Consider the following 23,701-nt stretch of genomic DNA (forward strand, 5'->3'; position numbering starts at 1 on the left):
ATCCCCGGCCGCGATTCCTGGCCGCTACTGCAACGCCGCCACGCCCGCCTGGGCGATTTCCTCGTCGTGCTGGGGCGTGTCGGCCGAGACGCCGATGGCGCCGACCACCTGGCCGTCGACGGTCAGCGGCAGCCCGCCGCGCATCAGCACGAAGCCGCGCGCGGTCGCCGCGGCGGGCCGCTTGCCGTTGATGGCGTCTTCCAGCGCGCCGCTGGGACGGCGAAAGAGCGCCGCGGTGCGCGCCTTGCCCGGCGCCAGTTCGACGCCGGCCGGCACCGCCGCGTTGTCCATGCGCAGCAGCAGGATGGGCTGCCCGGCGGCATCGGCCACCGCGATGACGCAAGGCCAGCCCGAGGCCTGCGCCTTGGCCTGGGCGGCGGCCAGCACGTGTTGCGCGGCGGCCAGGTTGAGGACGGGCTGCGTGGGAAGGCGGGGCGGCGCGGCCTGGACCGAGGCGGCGAGGCCCAGTCCGAGGGCGAGGGCGGCGGTAAAGCGGGTGATGCGTTTCATTTCAGACTCCTGATGCTGCGAAAAACGAGGCTCCATTTCAGCATCGGGTAAATTCGTGTTCAATAAAGAAGACTGGCTTCTTTATTTAGAAAAACCGAATATGGAAATTCGCCACCTGCGCGCTTTCGCGGTCGTCGCGCGCGAACTGCATTTCGCCCGCGCCGCCGAACTGCTGGGCGTCTCCGCGCCGACGCTGACCGTGCAGATCCAGGAACTGGAGCGCGCCGTGCAGGCGCGGCTGCTGCAACGGACCAAGCGATCCGTGGCCTTGACCGCCGCCGGCGTCGCGTTTCTCGCGGAAAGCGAGGCGGTGCTGGCGCGATTCGACCGCGCTGTCGACGTGGGCCGCAGGGCGGGACGGGGCGAGGTGGGGGCGATCGCGCTGGGCTACGTGGGATCCGCCGCCTATTCTGGCGTCCTGCAGGAGCAGACGCGGCGCTTCCTGGCGCGCTGGCCGGAGGTGGAGATCCGCGCGCGCGAGCTGCCGATGGACGAATTGCCCAGCTTGCTGGAGGACGGCAAGGTGGACGTCGCCTTCGTGCGCACGCCCGTCAACCTGCCGGCCAGCCTGTCCAGCCGGGTGCTGGCCAGGGACCGCTTCTGCCTGGCGCTGCCGCGCGACCATGCCTTGGCGCGCGGCGACGGGCCCGTGGCCGCCCGCGCGCTGGCGGGCGAGTCCTTCGTGGTGCCGGAACAGGGCTCCGGCTTGCAGGAGGTGGCCCGGCGTGGGCGCTTCACGCCCCGCATCAGCGCGGTGCCGGGGTCCTTGCTGGCGGTGTTGACGCAGGTCTCGGTCGGCGCCAGCGTGGCCGTGGTGCCCAGCGTGCTGCGGCGGGTGATCGCGCTGCCGCACGTGGCGTACCGGGACATCGCGGGCGCCGTCATTCCCTCGCAGGTGGCGGCGATCTACCGGCGCCATGAGCGCGCGCCGGGCGTGCGGCGCTTCGTCGCGCAGATCCTGGAAACGCCCGAGCCCAAGCCGCGGTGACGCCGTTGCGGCGGCCGGCCTCGGCAGGGCCCAGGCCCCCGGTTTTCCCTGAATACCCTAGGCCCGCGGGAGCAGGCTGATCTCCAGTTTGCTCTTGCCGGACGACAGCTTGCCGGCAAGCTGCTTCATCTTCGCTTCCGTCAGCCCGTGCTCGTCAACGCCCGGCGTCACGCTCAGGTTGCCGCTGTCGATGGGGCCGCGGATGACGACGGTCATGAGCACTTCGCCATCGGCGCGCAGGGTCACGCTCCTGCCCACGTTGCTGCCGGTCAGTTCGGCCAGGGCCTTGCGCGATTCCGGCGCCAGGCGGATATCCAGCACGGACTGCTCGCCGGGGTTGTCCTGGCGCAGTTCGGCGTGGTCGACGGTCAGCACCAACGGCGCCGAGGACAACTGGGCCACCCTGGCCGCGTCGCCGGACTTCGCCCGGGACGGATGTTTCGCCGACAGCAGCGGCGGCAGGTCGGTGGGCGCGTCGGGGGAGGCCTGGAAGGCCTGGGCCGCGGGCAGGACGCCCACCGCGCCGGCGATCAACGCCGCCAGGAGGAAACGTCCGGATACGCCGGGGATGCCTTGCCGGCCCTTGCTGGTCGCATGCATGGGTAAGGACCTCGTAGATAGTGGGACTTGCCGCATTCTACGGGCTGGCGCCCCTATCCCGGGTAACGATAGGCAATGGGTTTTTCCCAAATCGCTGTCGGGAGGCGCCATCGCTTTTTACGCGCGGCGCTCGCGCCCCCCGAGGCGCCCCCGCCTGGCGCCTCTTTTTGCTATTTCATGTACAGCTTGCGCAGGGTCCGCACGTCCTTCACCTCCTCGATGCGCCATAGGGCATCGAGCAGCTTCAGGGCCCGTTTCCTGCCCAGCACGGGCGCCAGCAGGTCGATGGCCTTTTCGTTCTCCTCTTGGGGCGTCAACGGGTTCTCGAAGCTGCCCTTGGCGGCCATGGTCTGGCCGCGCAGGACGCGACCGTCCTTGAGATGCACTTCCATGACGCAGCGCCAGCGCCGCTGCACGTCGGTCAGCGAGGGGTCTCCCACGGCATGGACCCGGGCGCGGAGACGCAGGACGCGCGGGTCCTTCATGCGATCGAAATCGTGGGCGGATTCGAAGGTCAGCTTGCGGTCCAGCAGCATGACGGCCAGCAGGTGCTGCACCGAAATGTCGGGCATGGGGCGGTTGTCGACGATCTCCAATTCCTTGTCCGGCATATTGGCGATGACCTTCTCCACGTCCCCGGCGCCGAAGCCGTGTTCGGCCATCAGGTCGTTGAGCACGTGCATGGGACCCTGGATGGGACCGCCGATGGGCCAGCGCTTGATGGACGCGCGCAGCATCTCGTAATTCTTGCCGAGGCCGCGCGCGAGGTCCTCGCGGTCGAAGGCCTCGGGCGCGAACGTGTGGAAGAAGTCGCGCTCGCCGGAGAAGATGTCCTCCACGCCGGTCCAGCCGCTGGCCGCCATCATGGCCGCCTGCAAGCCGTTGTGCGCCGGCATGCCGCCCATCGCATAGGCTTTCTCGATGTGCTCGGGGTCGCGGAACATGGTGTAGAGCCCCGCCGTCTGCTGGCCCGTGTAGGACAGCATGTAGCGCACCTGTAGCGGCGTGAGGTCCAGCAGCGCGCCCGCCGCCGCGGCCGCGCCGAACAACTGCCCCGTGGCGCCGGCGTGATGGCCGGACCGCAGATAGGGCATGGGCTTGAGCGTGAGCAGCATGCGCGCGCAGACGTCGTAGCCCAGCACGATGGCGCGCAGGAATGTTTCGCCGCTCAGGCGGCCGCGCTCGGCGATGGCCAGCGCCGCCGGGACCACGCTGGTGCCCGGGTGGGTCAGCGAGGGCGGATGCGTGTCGTCGGTTTCGTCGGCGTGGCCGAACATGCCGTTGGCCAGTGCCGCGTTCTGCGCCGTGGTGACGATGCGCGTGCCGATCACGCCCGCTTCCTCGCGGCCGCCCAGCGGCTTCACGTACTCGATGGCCTTCCTGCCCGGCAGCAGGCGCGAGCCGGAGATCATGGCCGCGAAGGTGTCGACCAGGTGCAGGCGCGCGCGCTCGGCGACCTCGCGCGGCACGGCGCGCCCGGCGGCGCGGGCGACGTACCGGCTCAGCTTGCGCATGACGGGAGAGACGCCGGCGGCCGTCTCCGCCGTTTCCTTGCCCTTTTTCCTGCCGCCGTCCTTGTCCTTCTGCTTGTCCATCTGTTTCTTCTGCATTTTTCCCGGGTCCTGTGGCTGGGGTGCGCGCGGCGTCAGTCCGCGTGGATGTTCATCTTGTGGATAAGATCGGCCCAGGTGGCCGATTCGGTCTTGATCAGGTCGGCGAACTCGCTCGGCGTGTCGATGCTCAGTTCCAGGCCCTGCTTGGCCATGGCGTCGCGCACCTCGGGCAGTTGCACGACTTTCTGCGCGGCCGCCGCCAGCTTGTCGACGATGGGCGCGGGCGTGCCCTTGGGCACCAGGAGGCCGTACCAGGAAGTCACGTTGAAACCCCGCAGCCCGAGCTGGTCCAGCGTGGGCAGGTCCGGCGCCACCTCGGAGCGCTTCAGCCCGGTCACCGCTAGGGCGCGCAGCTTGCCTTCCTTCACGTGCGGCATGACCGCGGCCACGCTGCCGAACATCAACTGGGCCTGGCCGCCCAGCAGTCCCATGGTGGCCGGGCCGCCGCCCTTGTAGGGGATGTGGGTGATGTCGGTGCCGGTGCGCGCCTTGAACAGCTCGCCCGCCAGGTGCAGCGGGCTGCCGGGTCCGCTGGACGAATAGTTGAGCTGCCCGGGCTTGGATTTCGCCAGGTTGATGAGGTCCTGCACGCTGTGCACCGGCAGGTTGGGGTTTACCACCAGCACGTATTCGGCGGAAGCCAGCAAGGTGACCGGCATGAAGTCGCGCTGCACGTCGAAGGGCAGGTTGCGGTACAGCGATGGATTCATGGTCAGCGCGGTGTTGAATCCCATCAGCACCGTATAGCCGTCGGGATCGGACTTGGCCACGATGTCGGTGGCGATGTTGCCCGCCGCGCCGCCCCGGTTGTCGACGACGATGGGCTCGCCCAGCAGCGCGCCCAGCTTGGGCGCCATGATGCGGGCCAGCGTGTCGGTGCCCCCGCCCGGCGGGAAGGGCAGCACCAGGCGGATGGGACGCGTGGGCCATTTGGACGGGTCTTCGGCGGCATGGACGGGCGCGGCGCCCAGCGCGGCGATGGCGGCGGCCATGGTTGCCGTGACCGCCATCGCCGCGGCGTTTTTCAGGGCGGCGAAAAGCGGCCGCGCCGGGGTGCTAGCGGTCCGTTCCGGCTGCATGCATGCGCGGCGCGCCGGCTGGCGCATCGCGGGAGTCAGGGATTGCATGATGGTCTCCTTGTCTTTCTTCCGCATCCGGCCTGGATCGCCGCCGAATGCTGCGCGGGGACAGGCCGTCGCGGCGCAAGCGGCCGTTTCCCGCCGGCGGCGGCGCTCAGGCGCCGGCCGCCGTCAGTTCCCGGGTGATGTCGCGCACGTCGGCGACATCCTCCAGCCGGCGGACCAGCGCGATGGCGCGTTCCGCCTTGTCCATCGGCCAGCGGCTGAATTCGGCGCATTCGCGGAACTTGTCGGCCACCTCGTCCTCGGACATGGGGTCGTCCTTGTTGCCCTTGCCGGCGTCGACGCGTTCGCCGTAGCGGCGGCCATCCCGCATTTCGATCTCGACGTAGGACGTGACGATGGTGTGCCGCTCGCGCGCGGCTTCCTCCGGCGTGAACGTGGTGTATTCGACCTTGGCGATGGTGTCCTGCACGTCGGGCCGCATGACGTGCGCGTCATGGAACTGGTTCAGGCCGCATTTGCGTTCCAGGAGCAGGGCCGCCAGGCAGAATTCGAGGCTGAACTTGGCTTGCAGCTCGGTCCTGGGCTGGTGGTGCAGCAGGGTGTGGTGAATGTTCTGGCTGGTCTTCACCCGTATCCGCGCCACGTCGCGCGGCTGGATATCGTACCGCCGGACCAGTTCCAGCATCTTGGTCATGGCCGGATGGCCGAGGCTGCCGGTGGGGAAGGCCTTCAGCCAGATGCCCCGCTCGACGAAGGACCACGGACGTCCCAGCTTGTCCACCAGGCGGGCGGCTTCGTAGCCCCCGCCCAGCGCCTGGAAGAAGCCGCGCTTGGCCTCGAGGATGATGGGGGACGCGGTGAAGCCGCGTTGTTGCAGGTCGGCGGAGACGATGCCGGCCTCGGCCGAGCGGCCGGCATGGAAGGGCTTCACCGACGTGCCGAAGTTTTCCTGCAGGCCGCCGGCCTGGCTGGCGGCGATGCCCAGCGTGGCGGCGACGGCGTCGGCGTCCATGCCGTACAACCGGGCCACGGCGGCGGCCGCGCCCAGCATGCCGCAGGTGGCGGTGGCATGGAACCCGTGCAGGATGTGATTGACGTGTGTGGCGTCAAACAGGCGGCACGCCACTTCGACGCCCACCTGGTACGCCAGCAGCAGCTCGCGGCCGCTGGCGCCGCGGGCCTCGCCGGCCGCGAGCACGGCCGACAGCACCGGCGCGGTGGGATGCACGCCCTGGTAGCGGCCGGTCTCGGCTTGCAGGGTGTCGTCGTAGTCGTCCGCGTGCATCGCCGTGCCATTGGCGAGCGCGGCGAAACGCGGCGCCATTCTGTAGGCCGTGCCGAGCACGGTGGCCGGACCGGGACAACCCAGGTCATGGAGATAATCCGCCAGGATCCGGCCCGGCGCGGAGATGGCGCCGGGCAGCGCCACGCCCAAGGCATCGAGGATGGCTTTCTTGCCTAGCTGCTGCACCTCCGCGGGAATGTCGCGCTCCTGCGTGTCCACCACGAACGCCGCCACGTGGCGGGTCAGCGGAGGAACGCCGGCGGGGCCGGTCGTCGTCATGCTCGGTCTCCTGGTTCTTGTCCGCGCCGTTGGGGGAGGCGGCGCCGGCGCTTGGTCTTGGTATGCGCGAAGAATGAAGAACGGCGACAACCGTGTAAAGTGCAAAAATTCGCTGGATTGATGCGTCTGATGCATCAAGTTGTCCAACGCGAAATCATGCGGCGCAGCAGTCAATTTGTCCCTTAAATGGGACAAAAGGCGCCGACCCGCGCGCTGCCTTGGATGGGCGGGAGACGCGCCGGTTGCGGCATTGCGGCGGGGAAGGCTCGATGGCCCGCGGCCGCGTGCTCGATGGCGATGCGATGTCTATCCGATCTGGATTCGATTTGGATTCGATCTCGATCCGACGGCCCCTTCCGCCGCGCCGCTCAGCGGACCTCGGCCGCCTGGCCGCCGGTCCCGCCGAGCGCCAACCGGTCGCTGCGCCAGCCGCCGCCCAGGCCCTTGATCAGGGCGGCGCTGGCCGCCAGGCGGCTTTGCTGGATCTGCAAGGCGGTTTCTTCGTTGGACAAGGCGGTGGCTTGCGCGGTCACCACCGTGGTGTAGGACTGCGTGCCGGCCTGGTACTCGTTCAGGGCGATGACGACGGCCTGCCGCGCCAGCGCCAGGGCTTCGTCCTGCGCCGTGGCCTGGTTGGCCAGCACGCGCAGGTTGGACAATTCATCCTCCACGTCCTGGAAGGCGGCCAGCACCGTCTGCCGGTAGTTGGCGACGCTCTGATCGTAGGCGGCCTTGGCGGCATCGGCCGCGGCGGATCGCGCGCCGCCGTCGAACAGGGTCTGGCTGCCGCTGGCGACCAGGGACCACAGCGCATTGGCGGCCGAGAACAGCGGCGACGCGCCGGAATAGCCGGCCGCCGCCGACAGCGTGACGGACGGATACCAGGCGGCCTCGGCGACGCCGATCAGGGCGTTCTGTTGCTGCATCGTGCGCTCGGCCTGCGCGATGTCGGGGCGGCGCTCCAGCAGCTCGGACGGCAGGCCGGCGGGAATCTGCGGAATACGCGCCGGCATTGCGCCGGCCGCGATGCTGAGGTCGGCGGGCGGCTTGCCGATCAGCAGCGCGATCGCATGTTCGTATTGGTCGCGCAACTGCTCGCTGGCGATGGCCGACGCGCGCGCCGAGGCCAGTTGGGTCTGCGCGGTGATCACGTCCGAACGCGCGGCCACGCCGGCGCCGTACTGGTTCTGCGTAATGGACAGGCTGCGCTCGTAGGCCTGCACGGTGTCGCGCAGTAGACGGCCCAGCGCATCCTGGTAGCGCAGCGCGAAGTAGTCGGTCACCAGCTCCGCCTGGGCCGACAAGGTCAGGTCGGCCAGTTCGGCGGCGCTCGCCTGGGCGCTGGCCTGGTCGCTTTCGACCTGGCGCCGCACCTTGCCCCACAGATCCAGGTCCCAACTGGCGCTGGCTTCGAGCTCGCGCGTGGTGCCGGTGCTGCCCTTGCTGCGCGCGCGGGTGAGCGAGGGGTCGACGGCCAGGGTCGGCGCGAGATTCGCCCGCGCCTCGCGCACGACGGCCAGGGCCTGGCGATAGGCCGCCTCGTACGCCTTCAGGTTCTGGTTGCCCACGGAGACCTGGGCGGCCAGCCCGTCGAGCACGGGATCCTGGTAGATCTCCCACCACGCGCCGCGCGGCGCCGCGCCCGGTTCGGCGAGCTTCCATCCGGCCGGCGCGGCGGGCGCCTCCTTGAAGGCGAGCGGCGTGGGCGCGTCGGGCCGGCGGTAGTCGGGGCCCACGGCGCAGGCTTGCAGCGCCAGCAGGAGGGGCAGGGCAAGGCCGGCGGCCAGGCGCTTGAACGAGGACTTCATGATGCGGGACGGCATGATGCGGGGCTTCACGGTGCGGGACTTCATGGTGCAGGACTTCATGGCGCGGCATCGGCGTGGGGTTGCGCCGGGATGCCGCGGCGCCGGCGCCAGGCGGCGAGCGCGCGCTGGCGCCAGCGGTCCAGATAGAGGTAGACCACGGGCGTGGTGTAGAGCGTCAGCACCTGGCTGACGATCAGGCCGCCGATGATGGAGATGCCCAGCGGCCGGCGCAGCTCCGAGCCCATGCCGTGGTCCAGCACCAGCGGCACCGCGCCCAGCAGGGCGGCGCAGGTGGTCATCATGATGGGCCGGAAGCGCAGCAGGCAGGCGCGGTGGATGGCTTGCGCCGGCGCCAGGCCTTCGTTGCGCTCGGCGTCGATGGCGAAGTCCACCATCATGATGGCGTTCTTCTTGACGATGCCGATCAGCAGGAAGACGCCGATCAGCGCGATGACGGTGAACTCCGTATCGGTCAGCAGCAGCGCCAGCACCGCGCCCACGCCGGCCGAAGGCAGCGTGGAGAGGATGGTCAGGGGATGGACGTAGCTCTCGTAGAGGATGCCCAGCACGACGTACACCGCCAGCAGCGCGGCGGCGATCAGCCACGGCATGGTCGACACCACCGACATCGAGGCGCCGGCCGTGCCGGCGAAGCCGCCATGCACCGTCACCGGCATGTGCAGGTCGGCGACGGCCTGCTGGATGGCCTTCGTGGCATCGTCCAGCGTATGGCCCGGCGCCAGGTTGAAGGAGAGGGTGACGGCCACGGCCTGGCCCTGGTGGTTGACCGACACCGGCGTGGAGGCCGCTTCCAGCCGCGCGAAGGCCGCCAGCGGGACCATGGTGGAGCCGCTGGTGCTCACGGCCGTGCCGCTGGACGCCTTGCCGGCGCTGGTGGCGATGGCGTTGGTGGCCGCGTTCGTGGCGGAGGCGGAGCTGCTTGTCGAACCGGAGGAGGAAGACGTCGTGGACGTGTCCGTGCCGCTGACCAGCCCGGACGAGGCATTGGTCGACGAGGTGCCGCTGGCCGTCTCGCCGGACGTGCTCACATAGACCTGTTGCAGCGACGCGGGATCCTGCAGGTATTGCGGCGCCAGTTCCATCACCACGTGGTACTGGTTCTGCTGCTTGTAGATGGTGGAGACCTGGCGTTCGCCGAAGGCATCGTAGAGCGTGGCGTCGATGGCGTCGGGCGTGATGCCGTAGCGGGCGGCGGTGGGCCGGTCGACCACGACGCGGGTCTCCAGGCCGCCCGCCTGCCGGTCGGAGACGACGTCGGCCAGCGCCGGGCTGGCCTTCAGGGCCTCGGCCAGCCTGGCGGCCCACAGGCTGACGCTCGCCGAGTCGTCGCCCTGCAAGGTGTACTGGAACTGGGCGAAGCTCATGCGGCCGCCGATGAACAGGTCCTGGCGCGGAAACATCATCAGCCGGGCGCCGGGAATATCGGCCAGCTTGGCGCGCAGCCGCGCCATCACCTCGAAGGCCGAGGCGCTGCGCTGGTCCAGCGGTTTCAGCGTGATGTCGTTCATGGCCTGGTTGGTGCCCCGCCCGCCGGTGAAACCCACCACCGTCTGCACCGCGGGATCGGCCTGCACGATGGCCATGGCCTGGTGCATCTTCGTGCTCATGGCCTGGAAGGAAATGCTCTGGTCGGCCTGGATGCCGCCGCCCATCAGCCCGCTGTCCTGCTGCGGGAACAGGCTCTTGGGGACGGCGGCGAACAGCACCACGTTCAGCACGACGGTCAGCAGCAGCGATACCAGGACCGGCAGCGGATGGCGCAGGGCCAGCGTCAGGCTGCGTTCGTAGAGACGCTGCATGCCGTCGACGACGGCGTCGGCGCGGCGGGCGATGCGCGTGGCCAGCTTGTCCGGGCGCGGGCGGCTGGCCGGCGTCGCGCGCGGCCGCAGCAGCAGGGCGCACAGCATGGGCGTGGTGCTCAGGGACAGCAGCAGCGAGATGCCGATGGCGATGGACAGCACGATGGCGAATTCATGGAACAGCCGGCCGACCAGGCCGCCCAGCAGCAGGATGGGCAGGAACACCGCGACCAGCGACACGCTCATGGAGATCACGGTAAAGCTGACCTCGCGCGCGCCGTCCAGCGCGGCGCGCAGGCGCGTCGCCCCCGCTTCCCGGTGGCGGGCGATGTTCTCCAGCACGACGATGGCGTCGTCGACCACGAAGCCGGTGGCGATCGTCAGCGCCATCAACGAGAGATTGTCCAGCGTGTAGCCGAACAACTGCATGGCCCCGAAGGTGCCGAGGATGGAGACGGGCACCGTCACCGCGGGAATCAGCGTGGCGCGCACGTCGCGCAGGAAGGCGAGGACCACCAGCACCACCAGCAGCACGGCGATGACCAGCGTCTGCTCGGTGTGTCGCAGCGAGGCGCGGATGGTGCTGCTGCGGTCGCTGGACATCGTCATCTCGACGCCGCTGGGCAGGGCCGCGCGAAGCTGGGGCAGCAGCGCATCGACGCGGTCCACCGTCTCGACGATGTTGGCGGCGGGCTGCTTGTACAGCCACAGCAGCACCGCGCGCTTGCCGTTGACGTAGCCGGCGTTGCGCAGGCTTTCCACCGAATCGTCGACCTGGGCGATGTCGCGCAGGTAGACCGGGCGCTGGTTGCGCCAGGCGATGACCAGGTCGCGGTAGGCCGCGGCGTTCAGGGCCTGGTCGTTGGCATAGAGCTGGTAGCGGTTCGCGCCGTCCTCGACGATGCCCTTGGCGCTGTTGGCATTGGCGGCGGACAGGGCGGCGCGGACGTCCTCCAGGCCGATGCCGTACTTGTTCAGGGCGCCCGGGTTCAGTTCGACGCGGACCGCCGGCAGCGAGCTGCCGTTGACGTCGACGTTGCCGATGCCCGGCACCTGCATCAGGCGCTGCTGGAGGATGGTGGCGGCGCTGTCGTAGAGCTGTTCGGGGCGCAGCAGGTCGGACGTCAGGGCCAGCACCAGGATAGGCGCGTCGGCGGGATTGAACTTGCGGTAGGTGGGATTGGACTTGAGGGAGGCGGGCAGGTCCGCGCGCGCGGCGTTGATGGCCGCCTGCACGTCGCGCGAGGCGCCCTCGATGTCGCGGTCCAGGCCGAACTGCAGGATGATGCTCGTCGAGCCGACGCTGCTCTGCGAGGTCATTTCCGAGACGTCGGCGATCTGGCCCAGATGTTTTTCCAGCGGCGCGGCGACGGTGGCCGCCATGGTCTCGGGGCTGGCCCCGGCCATCTCCGCCTGCACGCGGATGGTGGGAAAGTCCACCGCCGGCAGCGGGGCGACCGGCAGCAGCCCGAAGGCCAGCGCGCCGGCGGCGGCGATGGCCAGCGTCATCAGCAGGGTGGCGACGGGGCGGCGGATGAACAGCGCGCTGAGGTTCATGGCCGGGCGCTCCCCGCGTCCTCTTGCGGCGCGCGCAAGGCGAAGCCGCGCCGGCGCAGGCGCAGCGCCAGGCTGTCCATGGCCAGGTAGACGGCGGGCGTGGTGAACAGCGTCAGCAACTGGCTCACCGCCAGGCCGCCTATCATCGCGTAGCCCAGCGGCTGCCGCAGTTCCGAGCCGGTGCCGCTGCCCAGGGCCAGCGGCACGGCGGAGATCAGCGCCGCCATGGTGGTCATGAGGATGGGCCGCAGCCGCAGCAGGCAGGCGCGGTGGATGGCCTCGCGCGGCGACAGGCCTTCCTCGCGCTCCGCGGCCAGGGCGAAGTCGATCATCATGATGGCGTTCTTCTTCACGATGCCGATCAGCAGCACGATGCCGATGATGCCGATGATGTCCAGGTCGGCGCCGGTGCACAGCATGGCGAGCAGGGCGCCCAGCCCCGCCGAGGGCAGGGTGGAGAGGATGGTGAGCGGGTGGACGAAGCTTTCGTACAGCACGCCCAGCACCACGTACATCACCAGCACGGCGGCCAGGACCAGGTAGAGCTCGTTGGACAGCGAGGTCTGGAAGGCCTCGGTGGCGCCCTGGAAGCGGGTTTCGAAGCCCTGGGGCAGGCCGATGGCCTGCTCGGCGCGCTTGACGGCGTCCACGCCGGCGCCCAGCGAGGCCCCCGGCGCCAGGTTGAAGGAGATCGTCGTCGCCGGGAATTGCGCCAGGTGCGAAATCTGGATGGGCTTGCGGCTGACCGTCACGTGCGCAATCGCGCTCAGCGGCACCTGGCCGTTGGTGGCGGTGGCCGACGGCAGGTAGATGGCGTCCAGCGTCTTCAGGCCCTGGTTCAGCTTGGGATCGATCTCCATGATCACGCGCATCTGGTTGGATTGCGTGAAGATGGTGCTGATGATGCGCTGGCCGAAATTGTCGTAGAGCGCGTTGTCGATGGTCGCCAGCGTGATGCCGAAGCGCGCGGCGGTGGCGCGGTCGACCTCGACGGTGGCGGCCTGGCCGCTGGCTTGCAGGTCGCTGGTGACGTCGGCCAGTTCGGGCTGCTTGCGCAGTTCGGCCACCAGCCTGGGCGTCCACTGGCTCAACGTGTCCAGCGACGGGTGGTCCACCATGAACTGGTACTGCGTGGCGCTGATCTGCGTATCCACCGTGAGGTCCTGCACCGGCTGCATGTGCAGGGCGATGCCGGCGACGTCGGCGGTTTCCTGTTGCAGGCGGCGGATGATCTCGCTGGCGGTGGCGTCGCGGTCGCCGCGGGGGCGCAGGTTGATCTGCATGCGGCCGACGTTCAGCGTGGTGTTGCTGCCGTCCACGCCGATGTAGGAGGACAGGCTGGCGACGTCCGGATCCTTCAGCACGGCGGCCGCCAGCGCGTTCTGGCGCCTGGCCATCTCCGCATAGGAAATCGATTGCGACGCCTCGGTGATGCCCTGGATGACGCCGGTGTCCTGGACCGGGAAGAAGCCCTTGGGCACGACGAAGTAGAGCAGGGCCGTGAGCGCCATGGTGCCCAGCGCGACCAGCAGGGTGACGCGCTGGTGGTCCAGCGCCACGGCAAGCAGGCGGTCGTAGCCGCGCGTGACGCGGGCGAACCAGCCGTCGCCCGCCAGCGGGTCCGATGCCCCATGCGCCTCGACGCCGGGGCGCGCACGCAGCAACTGCGCGCAGAGCATGGGCACCAGGGTCAGCGAGACCACGGCCGACAGCACGATGGTGACGGCCAGCGTGACCGCGAATTCATAGAACAGGCGGCCGATGACGTCGCTCATGAACAGCAGCGGGATCAGCACCGCCAGCAGGGAGACCGTCAGCGAGATGATGGTGAAGCCGATTTCGCGGGACCCTTGCAGCGCCGCCTGCAACGGCGTCTTGCCCGCCTCGATGTGGCGGCTGATGTTCTCGATGACCACGATGGCGTCGTCGACGACGAAGCCGGTGGCGATGGTCAACGCCATCAAGGACAGGTTGTCCAGGCTGAAGCTCCACAGGTACATGGCGGCGAACGTGCCCACCAGCGACAGCGGCACCGAGAGGCTGGGGATGAAGGTGGCCGGCAGGTTGCGCAGGAACAGGAAAATGACCATCACCACCAGGCCCACCGCCAGGGCCAGTTCGAACTGCACGTCGCTGACCGAGGCGCGGATGGTGGTGCGGTCGGTGAGCACGTCGACGTGGACGCTGGCGGGCAGGCCGGCCGTCCACGCCGGCAGCTTGGCCTTGATGCTGTCGACCACCGAGATCACGTTGGCGCCGGGCTGGCGCTGGATGTTGAGCAGGATGGCCGGCGTGGCGCCGGACCAGGCGCCCAACTGCGTGTTCTCCGGTCCCGTTACCACTTCCGCCACGTCGGACAGCTTCACGGGCCGGCCGTTGCGGTAGGCGATGACGGTATCCAGGTAGTCGGCGGGGTCCTGGATCTGGTCGTTGGCGTCGATGGTGTAGGAACGGCGCGGCCCGTCCAGCGTGCCCTTGGGCGCGTTGACGTTGATGTTGGCGAGCGTGGTGCGCAGGTCGTCGGGATTGATGCCGTAGGCCGCCATGGCGCGGATATTGCCGCGCACCCGGATGGCCGGCTTGTTGCCGCCGCTCAGGCTGACCAGGCCGACGCCGGGCAACTGGGATATCTTCTGTCCCAACCGGGTATCGGCGATGGTCTGCAGCGTGGTCAGGGGCAGGGTAGGCGAGGTCACCGCCAGCGTCAGCACCGGCGCGTCGGCCGGGTTGACCTTGGCGTAGACGGGCGGCGCCGGCAGGTCCGAGGGCAACAGGCTGTTGGCCGCGTTGATGGCCGCCTGCACTTCCTGTTCGGCAACGTCCAGCTTGATCGTCTCGTCGAACTGCAGCGTGATGACCGAGGCGCCGGCCGAGGACCGCGAGGACATCTGGCGCAGGCCCGCCATCTGGCCGAGCTGGTCCTCCAGCGGCGCGGTGACGGCCGACGTCATGACGTCCGGGCTGGCGCCGGGATAGAAGGTCTGCACCTGGATGGTGGCGTATTCGACCGAGGGCAGGGCCGAGAGCGGCAGGTGGCGCCAGGCCACCAGCCCGACGACCAGCAGCGCCGCCATCAGCAGCGTGGTGGCGACGGGCCGCAGGATGAACAGGCGGGAGGGATTCATGATGCGGCGGCCGTCTTGTCGCCGGGGATGCGCACCTTCGCGCCGTCGGTCAACTGGTCCGCGCCGTCGACCACCACGCGGTCCCCCGCTTGCAGGCCCGAGACGATGGCCGTGCGTCCGTCCGCCGAGGCGCCGGTGGTCACCTTGACCAGGCTGACCGTGTCGTCGTCCTTGACGCGATACACGTAGTCGCCCGGCGCCCCGTTCTGCACCGCCTCGTTGGGCACGACCACCGCGTTGCTCAGCGTGTCCAAGTGCAGCACGACGTTGACGAATTGATTGGGGAACAGCTCGCCCGCGGCATTGTGGAACATCGCGCGCAGCTTCACGGTGCCGGTGCTGGTGTCGATCTGGTTGTCCACCGTGGCCAGCTCGCCTTGCGCCAGGGCCTCGCGGCCCGCGCGGTCATAGGCGGTGACGGCCAGCTTCGCGCCGGTGGCCAGGCGCTTGTTGAGCTTGCGCAGGTCGTCCTCGGGCAGCGTGAACACCACCGAGATCGGATCCATCTGCGTGACGACGACGATGCCGTCGGTGTCGGAGGCGGTCACGTAGTTGCCCACGTCGACCTGGCGCAGGCCGACGCGGCCGTCCACCAGCGACACGATGCGGCAATAGCTCAGGTTCAGCTTCTGGGCGTCGACCTGGGCCTGGTCGGTGCGCACCGTGCCCTCGTATTGGCGCACCGTGGCCACGGCGGTGTCTATGGTCTGCCGGGATATCGAGTCCTGCTTGCCCAGTTGCTGATAGCGCTTGAGGTCGCGGCGCGCGTTGTCCAGCAGGGCCTGGTCCTTTTCCAATTGGCCTTGGTATTGCGCCAGTTGCACCTCGTAGGGCCGCGGATCCACCTGCGCCAGGAGGTCGCCTTTCTTCACCGTCTGGCCTTCCTGCAAGGGCAGCGCCACCAGATAGCCGCTGATCTGCGACTTCACCGTGACCGTGGCGAGCGAGGTCACCGTGCCCAGCGCGCTGAGGGTGATGGGGATGTCGCCCTTGGCGGCGGCGGCCACGCCGACTGCCTGCGCGCTCTCCGCGCCGGGCGGCCCGCCGAAGGGATTGAAGCCGCCGCGGGCGTGCGCATGCCCGCCGGCGGGGGGAGCGGAGGCGCCGCCGTGATGGCGCAGCAGGAAGAACGCGCCCACGGCGACGAGGACGATCGCCAGGGCCATGATCGCGGCCGTCCTGCGACGGCGGCGCGTGGGCGCCGAGGCGGCGGCGTGGGGATCGCGGGACAGTTCGGAAGTTTTTTTCATGGAAAACCAGGCACGGCTTTGAAACGCTGGTATTGTTGGCGCCGGGCTCTCCGGAAGTCAAATAAGTGATTGATTTATAAGGAGATTTATATAATTTGTCGAAACTGACATAAACCGCTTTTCGGCGATTCCGGGCGTAGAATCGCGGAAGTCGAACGTGGCTCCACCATCGCCACGATCCGCAACATGGCGTCCTTCATTCCTCGTTTTTTCCCGTGACCCACAGCTCCATTCTCATCGTCGAAGACGACACCGAAATCCGCGAGGCGCTGGCCGGCTTTCTGGTCGGCAAGGGCTACGCCGTTCACCAGGCGGGCAGCGTCGACGAGGCCCTGGCGTGCCTGGCGCGTGAACGCGTGGACTTGGTGCTGCTGGACATCATGCTGCCCGGCGAGGACGGCCTGGCCTTGTGCCGCCGCCTGCGCAACGCGGGCGCTGAGCGGGGGCCGCGCATCATCATGGTCACGGCGCTGACCGATCCCACCGACAAGGTGGTGGGCCTGGAACTGGGCGCCGACGACTACGTCGCCAAGCCTTTCGACCTGCGCGAGCTGCTGGCCCGCATCCGCGCCGTGCTGCGGCGTCCGGGCGCGGACGAGGGGGCGGCGGCGAGCCGTTCGTCGTCGCCCGCCATGGCCTACCGGTTCGCGGGTTTCGCGTTCTATCCGCAGCATCGCTATCTGCGTTCGCGGGCCAGCGTGCGCATTCCCCTGACCGGCGCGGAAACCGATTTATTGCTGGTCTTCTGCCAGCATCCGCGCCGCGTGCTGGCGCGCGAGGAGCTGCTGGTCCTGACCCGGGGCGATGGCGCGCCGGTGGCGGTGCGCTCGATCGACCTGCTGGTCAGCCGCTTGCGCCGCAAGCTGGCGGGCGACGATCGGCTGGAGGACCCCATCCGAACGGTGCGCGCCGACGGCTACGCACTGCATTACGAAGTCACGGTCGCCTCAGCGGCGTAGACAGGAGAGCCAGGCGATGCTGCGCCGCTTTTTCACCACCACCCTGGGCCAGATCGTGGCCATCATCGCGTGCTCGTCGGTGGCGACCTTCGCGTTGTTCGCCTGTGTCTTCTTCTACGTAGGCGCGCCGCCGGATCCGCCCTGGCCCTGGCCCGAGGCCTATCGCATCTCCAGCGTGGCCAACGTGCTGCACAAGGCGCGGCCGGCCGACAGGCCCGCGCTCATGGCGGCGGCGCAGACGCAGGACATGTCCCTGCGTTTCGTGGACTTTCCCCAGCCCTGCCAGGCGACCAACCTGGATACGCGCGAGATGGAGAACATCCTGCGCGAGAATATCCAGGACGCCGGGACGCTGATGGTGCTGGGCTGCGATACCGCTTCGCCGCCGTCCCGATTCCAGGTGCTGATGCCTTTCGACGGCAGGGTGCTGGAGATCCGCGCCGATCGCGTCAGCCGCGTGCCGCGGCGCTTCACCTTTCCCTTCCTCACCGCGCTGGCCTTCCTTTGCATCGGCGTGGTGGCGATGTCGGCCTGGGCGGTGTGGCGCGTGATCCGGCCCTTGCGCCGTCTTTCCGAGAAGGCCGATGCCTTCGGCCACGACGTCGCCGTGGCGCCGCTGGAGGCGCAGGGCCCGCTGGAGGTCCGCCGCGCGGCGCAGGCGTTCAACCGCATGCAGGAGCGCATCGCCGGCTTCGTGCAAAGCCGCACGCGCATGCTGGCCGCCATCAGCCATGACCTGCGCACGCCCCTGACGCGCATGCGCCTGCAAGTGGAAACGGGCCGCGAGGAAACCATGCGGCCGCGCCTGCTGCGCGACATCACGCTGATGCAGACGATGGTGGATTCGGCGCTGTCCTTCCTGAGCAGCGGCCTGGACAAGGAAGCGCGGGAATGGCTGGACGTGGGCGCGCTGTTGTCCACGCTATGCGACGAGTACGAGGAGGGCGGCGCGCGCATCCGCTACGACGGCCAGGCGGACGTGCGCTTGTATTGCCGCCCCAACGCCATGCAGCGCGCCTGCGCCAACCTCATCGAGAATGCCCTGGCCTATGGCGACAGCGCCGTGGTCGACGCGGTGCGCGAGCAGGGCGAGGTGGTCATCACCGTCAGCGACGACGGCCCGGGCATTCCCGCGCAGCGTTTGCAGGACGTCACCGAGCCCTTCGTGCGCCTGGATCCCGCTCGCGCGCAACGGCCCGGCAGCGTCGGCCTGGGACTGTCCATCGTGGCCGAGATCGTGCGCGCGCATGGCGGCACGCTGTCGCTGGAAAATCGCCGGCCCTCCGGCTTGTGCGCGCGCATCCGCATGCCCGGCGACGCCGGCGGCGAGACGGTGGCCGCGTCGGGATCGTTCAGTGCAGGTTGAATACCCAGCAGCGCAGGCTCTTGCGCGAGATGCGGCTGTTGACGACGCGCACGCCCAGGAAGTGCGGATAGCGGCTGCGCTTGAGTTCGTTGCGCAGTTCGGGCGTCAGCATCACGGACTTGTCGTCCTCGCCCAGCACGTTGCGCAGGTGGCGGAAATTCAAGGCCAGGAAACGGTCCGAGCGGCGCGCATGATTGATCTCCGCGCCGTCCGTGATGCGCGCGAACACCAGGCGCCAGAACTGGTCGAGCGCCACCGATTGCTTGCTGCGGGGACCGACGGGGAAGTCGCAGAGCTGGCTCAACTGGGCGCGGATGATTTCCCGTTCGATGAAGGTTTCGGCTTGCCGCAGGGAAATGTCCATCGCGTCGATCTGGGCCTGCATGCGCTTGAACTGGCGCTTCAGCGCGGCCACTTCGTCGTCCGCGCCATTGCCCTGCAGCAGCCGGCTCCATTGATCGAGCAGGGTGGCGAAGCCTTCCTGCTGCAGGACGACGAGACGGTGGCGCTGGCCGACGTCGGTCGTTTGCTGGGCCAGGCGATGCAGCCAGAGGGCCACCGCGCCCATGGGCAGGGCATTGCTGCCGCTCAGGGGCGGCGCGTAGGGCAGCGGCTTCAGGTGGCTGCCCAGGTCTTCGTCCAGGGCGATGCGCCGCAGCTCCTGTTCGCTGTCGAGGTGCATGGCCGCGCACAGGGGAACCATCGAGACCTGGATGGTCTTGCCGTCATGCGCGCAGGGAAGGCGGATGTCCGCGAACTGTGTATCGACGATTTCGGTGATCATCATCATGAGATAGTCCTCCGACACTAGCCGTCAGTTATGCGCGACCGGGGCGCCGCGATCGCCCGCAACTGCTTGCGGCAGCCCCGCCCACTCATGCTCAAATGGCCAATGACGCGCGCTAACGCTTGGGGTCACCGGTTGGAAATCATCCTAAATACCTGCGCCAAACGGCTGCTTTCACTTTGCGCACGCGTGTTTTGAATTCACGACTTTCGTTAGACGATGTGAGGAACAGACACAGATGGACAAAGCTTCCGTGGATGCGGCCGCCGAAAAAACCGCGGCGCGGGCACATCGGGCAAGCGGCGATGACGCGCCGGCACGCGCCGCGCGGGACGCCGCCACCGCCGTGGACGTGGCGGCCTTGACGCTGCGCCAGGCGACGCGCGACGACGTGCCCGCGCTGCTGGCCTTGCGCCGGGCGACGATGCTGCCGCATTTGCGCAGCGCCGGCGCCCCGGACGACGAGGCCAGCCTGCTGGCGCGGGTGGAATATCGCCTGGAGGACGCGCGGTTGGCGTATCTCGGCGATGAGCTCATCGGCCTGTTCAAGGCCCATGAGATGAAGGACGCGGTGGACGGGGCGGACGGGGAGAAGGACGACGCGTGGATGCTGGTGCAGGTGCAGATCGCCCCGGCGCGGCAGGGCCAGGGCTGGGGCGCGGCGCTGATCGGCCGCCTGCTCGAACGTGCCGCGGCCGAGGGCCGTTCGGTGGTCCTGCATGTCCTCAAGACCAATCCGGCGCGGCGGCTCTACGAACGCCTGGGTTTCGCCGTCGAAGGCGAAAGCGGGAATGGATTGGAATACGTCATGCGCTGGCGGCCCGGTCGCGCGGCGCGTCGGGATGCCGCCGCCGGGACGTGAAGGCGCTTGCAAGCATGGCGCGCCGCGACGACGGCGGCCATGCTCGCGGCGCGGCGGGCGTTCAGCCCAGGTCGACGCCGACCGTGTGTTCCACCTGGGGCGGCTGGGCGAAATAGCTGCTCACCAGCGCGCGCCAGCCCTGGAAGTCTTCCGATTCGCGGAAATCGACCATGTGGTTTTCCACCGTTTCCCACAGCACGTACAGGCGATAGCGGGTGGGATGCTCCACCGACTTGTGCAGCGTGACGCCCTTGCAGCCCTTGGCGCGCAGGAACAGCGGCTTGGCCTTCGCCACGCCGGCTTCGAACGCGGCATTGCTGCCTTCCTTGATTTCGATCTGAGCGATTTCCGTAAACATGCGGTTTTCCTTCTTTTGGTGACGGGGGAGTGGTGACGGGAGTGTGGCCAGGCCGTCGCGGCGCGCGACCCCGCCGGAGCATATTACGCGAGCCCGGGCGGGCGCGCCTCTTGCGGGTGTCCAGGGCGCCGGCGGATCGTCCGGCAAGGCCGCCGGCAGCGGGCCTTTCCGCCCCGCCTCCGCGGCCGACGCGCGGGCTGCCGCGCACCCGTGGCGGCGCCGGCGCGGTCGCGTCCAGGGACCCTCGGCCGGCTTGCCTACAATGTGGGATCCGTTTTATGCGCTTCGCTTCATTGCTACAGGAGAATCCGTGATGCCGTTCCCCTTCCCGCCGCGCCGTGTGGCTGTCGCCGCCGTTGCCGCCGGCGCCGTCGTCCTGGCCGCCGTCCTGTCCGCTTGCTCCACCACCACGGGCCATGCCCAGGCTAGGGGCGCGGCGGCGGCGCAGGCCGCCACCACTTCAGATTCCCTGGCCGAGACCACGTGGGACCTGGTGACCTGGACGAACGCGGACGGCGGCGCCATGGCCGTGCCCGGCGGCAACGGCAACCCGCCGGTCGGCCTGGCCTTCCTGACGCAGAACCATGATTACCGGGTCGCCGGTTTCTCCGGCTGCAACCGCTACATGGGCGCCTATCGCCTGCAGGGCGGGAAGTTGTCCATTACCGTGCCGGCCGCTTCCCGCATGGGCTGCCCGTCGGATCAACTGGCCGGCTTCGAGACCGCCTACCTGAAGGCGCTCGGCCACATCTCCACCTTCACGCTGGACAGCGGCGGCGCGCCGCGCAAGATGACGCTGAACCTGCAGGACGGCGGCGTCATGACCTTCAAGCGCGGCGAGGACGTGCCGACGAAGCTTTGAGGCGACCGTCCTGGCGGTCCCGCGTCCCGCCGTAACCGGTGCGACCGGCGCCGCCGTGCGGAACGCCGGATCCCGCCGGCGCGCCTAAAATAGCGCCGCGTACCGCGCCCGCGCATGGCCGCCGCTTCCCGTGCGAGCGGCCCGCCGGCGATTTCCGGATCAGGAGCAACTGTCCATGCCTACCCCCTACTTCCGCGCGCGCGGCCTCGGCCTGCTCGGCGCCATCCTGCTTGCCGGCCTGGCCCTGGCCGGCTGCGCCAGCCAGTCCGCCTGGCGCAACAGCGCCGGCTCGCCCGCTTTCCAGCCCGCCAACGGCAATGATTTCCTGGCCCAGACCAGTTGGACCCTGGTGCGCTGGACGCATCCGGGCGGCGCGCCGCGGGCGGTGCCGAGCAACGATCCGCGCAACCGGCCCATCACCATCACCTTCACGCGCGAAGGCGCCGAGCCGCGCGTGACGGGGTTTGCCGGCTGCAATACCTTCACCGCCAGCTACACGGTGGCGGGCGGCCAGAACCTGATCCTGACCTCGGATCCGGCGGCCACGCGCATGGCCTGCGCGCCGGCCGACCGCGCCCAGGTCGAGCATGATTTCCTGGCTGGCCTGATCCGGATCGCCGCGACTTCGGTGGACGACTACGGCAATCCGCGCCGCCTGAGCCTGTCGCTGGCCAACGGCGACATCCTCGATTTTTCGCGCCGCATCGATCCCGTCATGGGCGGCAGCGCCGGCACGCCCAAGCTGGTCTACGTCAATTCCCAGCGCGTGCCTTGCGACGCCGGCGTGCTGCGCACCACCTGCTACCAGGTCCGCGACAGCGACAACCAGCCGTGGCAGTTCTGGTACGGCGACATCGCCGGCTTCCAGTACCAGCCCGGCAGCCTCTATCGCCTGCGCGTCATCGAGACGCCGGTATTGAATCCCATGCCGGACATGCCGGCGGTGCAATGGACGCTGGACCGCGTGGTCGAGCAGCGCGTGGTCGGACATTGAACATGTCGGTAGTCGAATCGAATCGGGAAAGCGCGATGCGCGCGGCGCCGGCCGCCACGGAGGCGATCGCCAACATCGCGGCCTATAAATTCGTCACCCTGGACGACACGGACGAATTGCGCCCGCGGGTACGAGACTGGGCGCAGGCGGCCGGCCTCAAGGGCACGGTGCTGCTGGCCGCCGAGGGCATCAATTTGTTCCTGGCGGGCGCGCAGGCGGGCATCGCGGATTTTCTCGGCCATCTGCGCGCCGACCCGCGTTTCGCCGACCTGGAGGTGAAGGTCAGCCACAGCGATTCCGTGCCGTTCGGGAAATTGCTGGTCAAGATCAAGCGGGAAATCATCCGCATGAATCATCCGGCCATCCGCCCCGAGGAGCGGCGCGCGCCCAGCGTCGACGCGCATACGCTGGCGCGCTGGCTGGCGGCCGGCGTGGACGACGCGGGCAGGCCCGTCGCGATGCTGGACACCCGCAACGATTTCGAGGTGGACGCGGGCACGTTCGAGGGTGCCATCGATTGGCGCATCCAGCGCTTCACACAGTTTCCGGACGCGCTGCTGCGGCATCGCGAGCAACTGGCGGGCAAGACCGTGGTCAGCTTCTGCACCGGCGGCATCCGTTGCGAGAAGGCCGCCTTGTTCATGCAGGACGCGGGCGTGGACCACGTCTACCAGCTCGAAGGCGGCATCCTCAAGTATTTCGAGGAAACCGGCGGCCCGGGATTCAAGGGGCGCTGCTTCGTGTTCGACGGCCGCGACACCCTGGGGCCGGATCTCGCGCCGGCGGCCTGCGCATGACCGCCCCCATCGGCATCCTGGCCGCCCTGCACGACGAAATCGCCGACCTGCTGGTCCGCATGGGGCCCGCGGCGCAGCGGCGCACCATCGGCATGCGCGATTACTACGTGGGCGAACTCGCCGGCCGCGCCTGCGTCGTCGTCCTGGCGCGCGTGGGCAAGGTGGCCGCGGCCGCCACGGCGGTCACCCTGATCCGCGAATTCGGCGTGTCCAGCGTGCTGTTCGCCGGCCTGGCGGGCGGCATCGCGCCGGCGGTGCGCGTGGGCGACGTGGTGATCGCCGACACGCTGGTGCAGCATGACCTGGATGCGCGGCCCCTGTTCCCCCGTTTCGAGGTGCCCTTGCTGGCGCGCGCGAAGTTCGACACGGACGCGGGCTTGAACGCGGTGCTGGCGCAATGCGCGGCCGACTTCCTGGGGCGGGACTTGCCCCGGCTGGTGGACGCGGCCACGCAGGAACGTTTCGGCATCGTGGCGCCGGCGCTGCATCGGGGCGAGATCGCCAGCGGCGACCAGTTCATCGGCGCCGCCGAAGTGTCGCGGCGCCTGGCGGCGGACCTGCCCGCCACCTTGTGCGTCGAGATGGAAGGCGCCGCGGTGGCGCAGGTCTGCCACGAATACGGCGTGCCCTGCGCGGTGCTGCGCACCGTGTCCGACCGCGCGGACGCCGCCGCGCCGGTCGATTTCAAGGCCTTCCTGCACGAAGTGGCGAGCTTCTATTCGGCCGGGATCATCGGGCGCTTCATCGCCGCGCTTTGAACGACGCCAGCGCGTCGTTCCGTTCAACAGCAAAAAGG

General features: G+C 69.2%; 19 protein-coding genes. 8 read left to right on the forward strand and 11 right to left on the reverse strand.

The annotated features are described in order from the left end of the window. Positions 1 to 24: 24 nt before the first annotated feature. Positions 25 to 510: a GlcG/HbpS family heme-binding protein gene (locus CAL29_RS02180; RefSeq protein WP_094851362.1), complete on the reverse strand. Its 486-nt coding sequence runs from the start codon at positions 508 to 510 to the stop codon at positions 25 to 27. 100 nt (positions 511 to 610) lie between these two features. On the opposite strand from CAL29_RS02180, the gene CAL29_RS02185 reads away from it, so the two are divergent. After that, positions 611 to 1,498 carry a LysR family transcriptional regulator gene (locus CAL29_RS02185; protein WP_094851363.1) on the forward strand — a complete coding sequence of 296 codons (888 nt, stop codon included), beginning with the start codon at positions 611 to 613 and terminating at the stop codon, positions 1,496 to 1,498. A gap of 57 nt (positions 1,499 to 1,555) precedes the next feature. Here CAL29_RS02185 and CAL29_RS02190 read toward each other — a convergent pair whose 3' ends face one another. The 8 genes from CAL29_RS02190 to CAL29_RS02225 form a co-directional block, all read right to left on the reverse strand. After that, positions 1,556 to 2,098 carry a hypothetical protein gene (locus CAL29_RS02190; protein WP_094851364.1) on the reverse strand — a complete coding sequence of 181 codons (543 nt, stop codon included), beginning with the start codon at positions 2,096 to 2,098 and terminating at the stop codon, positions 1,556 to 1,558. Positions 2,099 to 2,268: 170 nt separating this feature from the next. After that, a complete protein-coding gene (locus CAL29_RS02195; protein ID WP_094851365.1) occupies positions 2,269 to 3,708 on the reverse strand; it encodes an MmgE/PrpD family protein in 1,440 nt (479 codons plus the stop codon). A gap of 35 nt (positions 3,709 to 3,743) precedes the next feature. Further along, positions 3,744 to 4,838 carry a tripartite tricarboxylate transporter substrate binding protein gene (locus tag CAL29_RS02200; RefSeq protein WP_179283877.1) on the reverse strand — a complete coding sequence of 365 codons (1,095 nt, stop codon included), beginning with the start codon at positions 4,836 to 4,838 and terminating at the stop codon, positions 3,744 to 3,746. Positions 4,839 to 4,944: 106 nt separating this feature from the next. Beyond that, on the reverse strand, positions 4,945 to 6,360 hold the full coding sequence (locus CAL29_RS02205; RefSeq protein ID WP_094851367.1) for an MmgE/PrpD family protein: 1,416 nt from the start codon (positions 6,358 to 6,360) through the stop codon (positions 4,945 to 4,947). A gap of 368 nt (positions 6,361 to 6,728) precedes the next feature. After that, on the reverse strand, positions 6,729 to 8,213 hold the full coding sequence (locus CAL29_RS02210) for an efflux transporter outer membrane subunit (protein ID WP_256977138.1): 1,485 nt from the start codon (positions 8,211 to 8,213) through the stop codon (positions 6,729 to 6,731). An 11-nt stretch (positions 8,214 to 8,224) separates the two neighbouring features. Next, positions 8,225 to 11,545, reverse strand: coding sequence for an efflux RND transporter permease subunit (locus CAL29_RS02215; protein WP_094851368.1), 3,321 nt, complete (start codon positions 11,543 to 11,545; stop codon positions 8,225 to 8,227). Further along, on the reverse strand, positions 11,542 to 14,670 hold the full coding sequence (locus tag CAL29_RS02220; RefSeq protein ID WP_094851369.1) for an efflux RND transporter permease subunit: 3,129 nt from the start codon (positions 14,668 to 14,670) through the stop codon (positions 11,542 to 11,544). The genes CAL29_RS02215 and CAL29_RS02220 overlap by 4 nt, the downstream gene beginning before the upstream one ends. Continuing rightward, positions 14,667 to 15,920 carry an MdtA/MuxA family multidrug efflux RND transporter periplasmic adaptor subunit gene (locus CAL29_RS02225; RefSeq protein ID WP_094851370.1) on the reverse strand — a complete coding sequence of 418 codons (1,254 nt, stop codon included), beginning with the start codon at positions 15,918 to 15,920 and terminating at the stop codon, positions 14,667 to 14,669. The genes CAL29_RS02220 and CAL29_RS02225 overlap by 4 nt, the downstream gene beginning before the upstream one ends. Positions 15,921 to 16,135: 215 nt before the next feature. Between CAL29_RS02225 and CAL29_RS02230 the strand changes: the two genes are divergently transcribed. Both CAL29_RS02230 and CAL29_RS02235 read left to right on the forward strand, forming a co-directional pair. Then, complete coding sequence (locus CAL29_RS02230) at positions 16,136 to 16,879, forward strand: response regulator transcription factor (RefSeq protein ID WP_094851371.1); 744 nt, start codon at positions 16,136 to 16,138, stop codon at positions 16,877 to 16,879. Positions 16,880 to 16,895: 16 nt separating this feature from the next. Further along, positions 16,896 to 18,245: an ATP-binding protein gene (locus CAL29_RS02235; RefSeq protein WP_094851372.1), complete on the forward strand. Its 1,350-nt coding sequence runs from the start codon at positions 16,896 to 16,898 to the stop codon at positions 18,243 to 18,245. On the opposite strand, the gene CAL29_RS02240 is transcribed toward CAL29_RS02235, so the two are convergent. Next, on the reverse strand, positions 18,232 to 19,035 hold the full coding sequence (locus tag CAL29_RS02240) for a hypothetical protein (protein ID WP_094851373.1): 804 nt from the start codon (positions 19,033 to 19,035) through the stop codon (positions 18,232 to 18,234). The two genes, CAL29_RS02235 and CAL29_RS02240, sit on opposite strands and share 14 nt — an antisense overlap. 235 nt (positions 19,036 to 19,270) lie before the next feature. Between CAL29_RS02240 and CAL29_RS02245 the strand changes: the two genes are divergently transcribed. Continuing rightward, complete coding sequence (locus tag CAL29_RS02245; RefSeq protein ID WP_094851374.1) at positions 19,271 to 19,894, forward strand: GNAT family N-acetyltransferase; 624 nt, start codon at positions 19,271 to 19,273, stop codon at positions 19,892 to 19,894. Between the two features lie 61 nt (positions 19,895 to 19,955). Here CAL29_RS02245 and CAL29_RS02250 read toward each other — a convergent pair whose 3' ends face one another. Continuing rightward, entirely contained in the window at positions 19,956 to 20,252 is a 297-nt protein-coding gene (locus CAL29_RS02250) for an antibiotic biosynthesis monooxygenase family protein (protein WP_094851375.1), read from the reverse strand. Between the two features lie 313 nt (positions 20,253 to 20,565). Between CAL29_RS02250 and CAL29_RS02255 the strand changes: the two genes are divergently transcribed. From CAL29_RS02255 to CAL29_RS02270, 4 genes are all read left to right on the forward strand, one after another. Beyond that, positions 20,566 to 21,114: an META domain-containing protein gene (locus tag CAL29_RS02255; RefSeq protein ID WP_094851376.1), complete on the forward strand. Its 549-nt coding sequence runs from the start codon at positions 20,566 to 20,568 to the stop codon at positions 21,112 to 21,114. Positions 21,115 to 21,289: 175 nt separating this feature from the next. Then, positions 21,290 to 22,108: an META and DUF4377 domain-containing protein gene (locus CAL29_RS02260; RefSeq protein ID WP_094851377.1), complete on the forward strand. Its 819-nt coding sequence runs from the start codon at positions 21,290 to 21,292 to the stop codon at positions 22,106 to 22,108. Between the two features lie 2 nt (positions 22,109 to 22,110). Next, positions 22,111 to 22,905: a sulfurtransferase gene (locus CAL29_RS02265; protein ID WP_256977139.1), complete on the forward strand. Its 795-nt coding sequence runs from the start codon at positions 22,111 to 22,113 to the stop codon at positions 22,903 to 22,905. Continuing rightward, the gene (locus tag CAL29_RS02270; protein WP_094851379.1) at positions 22,902 to 23,663 is read left to right on the forward strand and encodes a 5'-methylthioadenosine/adenosylhomocysteine nucleosidase; all 762 of its coding nucleotides are present in this window, start codon (positions 22,902 to 22,904) and stop codon (positions 23,661 to 23,663) included. The genes CAL29_RS02265 and CAL29_RS02270 overlap by 4 nt, the downstream gene beginning before the upstream one ends. Positions 23,664 to 23,701: the final 38 nt, after the last annotated feature.

The organism is Bordetella genomosp. 10, from assembly GCF_002261225.1.
GTDB lineage: Bacteria > Pseudomonadota > Gammaproteobacteria > Burkholderiales > Burkholderiaceae_B > Bordetella_C.

Coding starts and splice junctions, on each gene's coding strand:
- CAL29_RS02180 (WP_094851362.1), bottom strand. CDS start 510: ATGAAACGCATCACCCGCTTTACCGCCGCCCTCGCCCTCGGACTGGGC.
- CAL29_RS02185 (WP_094851363.1), top strand. CDS start 611: ATGGAAATTCGCCACCTGCGCGCTTTCGCGGTCGTCGCGCGCGAACTG.
- CAL29_RS02190 (WP_094851364.1), bottom strand. CDS start 2,098: ATGCATGCGACCAGCAAGGGCCGGCAAGGCATCCCCGGCGTATCCGGA.
- CAL29_RS02195 (WP_094851365.1), bottom strand. CDS start 3,708: ATGCAGAAGAAACAGATGGACAAGCAGAAGGACAAGGACGGCGGCAGG.
- CAL29_RS02200 (WP_179283877.1), bottom strand. CDS start 4,838: ATGCAATCCCTGACTCCCGCGATGCGCCAGCCGGCGCGCCGCGCATGC.
- CAL29_RS02205 (WP_094851367.1), bottom strand. CDS start 6,360: ATGACGACGACCGGCCCCGCCGGCGTTCCTCCGCTGACCCGCCACGTG.
- CAL29_RS02210 (WP_256977138.1), bottom strand. CDS start 8,213: ATGAAGTCCCGCACCGTGAAGCCCCGCATCATGCCGTCCCGCATCATG.
- CAL29_RS02215 (WP_094851368.1), bottom strand. CDS start 11,545: ATGAACCTCAGCGCGCTGTTCATCCGCCGCCCCGTCGCCACCCTGCTG.
- CAL29_RS02220 (WP_094851369.1), bottom strand. CDS start 14,670: ATGAATCCCTCCCGCCTGTTCATCCTGCGGCCCGTCGCCACCACGCTG.
- CAL29_RS02225 (WP_094851370.1), bottom strand. CDS start 15,920: ATGAAAAAAACTTCCGAACTGTCCCGCGATCCCCACGCCGCCGCCTCG.
- CAL29_RS02235 (WP_094851372.1), top strand. CDS start 16,896: ATGCTGCGCCGCTTTTTCACCACCACCCTGGGCCAGATCGTGGCCATC.
- CAL29_RS02240 (WP_094851373.1), bottom strand. CDS start 19,035: ATGATGATGATCACCGAAATCGTCGATACACAGTTCGCGGACATCCGC.
- CAL29_RS02245 (WP_094851374.1), top strand. CDS start 19,271: ATGGACAAAGCTTCCGTGGATGCGGCCGCCGAAAAAACCGCGGCGCGG.
- CAL29_RS02250 (WP_094851375.1), bottom strand. CDS start 20,252: ATGTTTACGGAAATCGCTCAGATCGAAATCAAGGAAGGCAGCAATGCC.
- CAL29_RS02255 (WP_094851376.1), top strand. CDS start 20,566: ATGCCGTTCCCCTTCCCGCCGCGCCGTGTGGCTGTCGCCGCCGTTGCC.
- CAL29_RS02260 (WP_094851377.1), top strand. CDS start 21,290: ATGCCTACCCCCTACTTCCGCGCGCGCGGCCTCGGCCTGCTCGGCGCC.
- CAL29_RS02265 (WP_256977139.1), top strand. CDS start 22,111: ATGTCGGTAGTCGAATCGAATCGGGAAAGCGCGATGCGCGCGGCGCCG.
- CAL29_RS02270 (WP_094851379.1), top strand. CDS start 22,902: ATGACCGCCCCCATCGGCATCCTGGCCGCCCTGCACGACGAAATCGCC.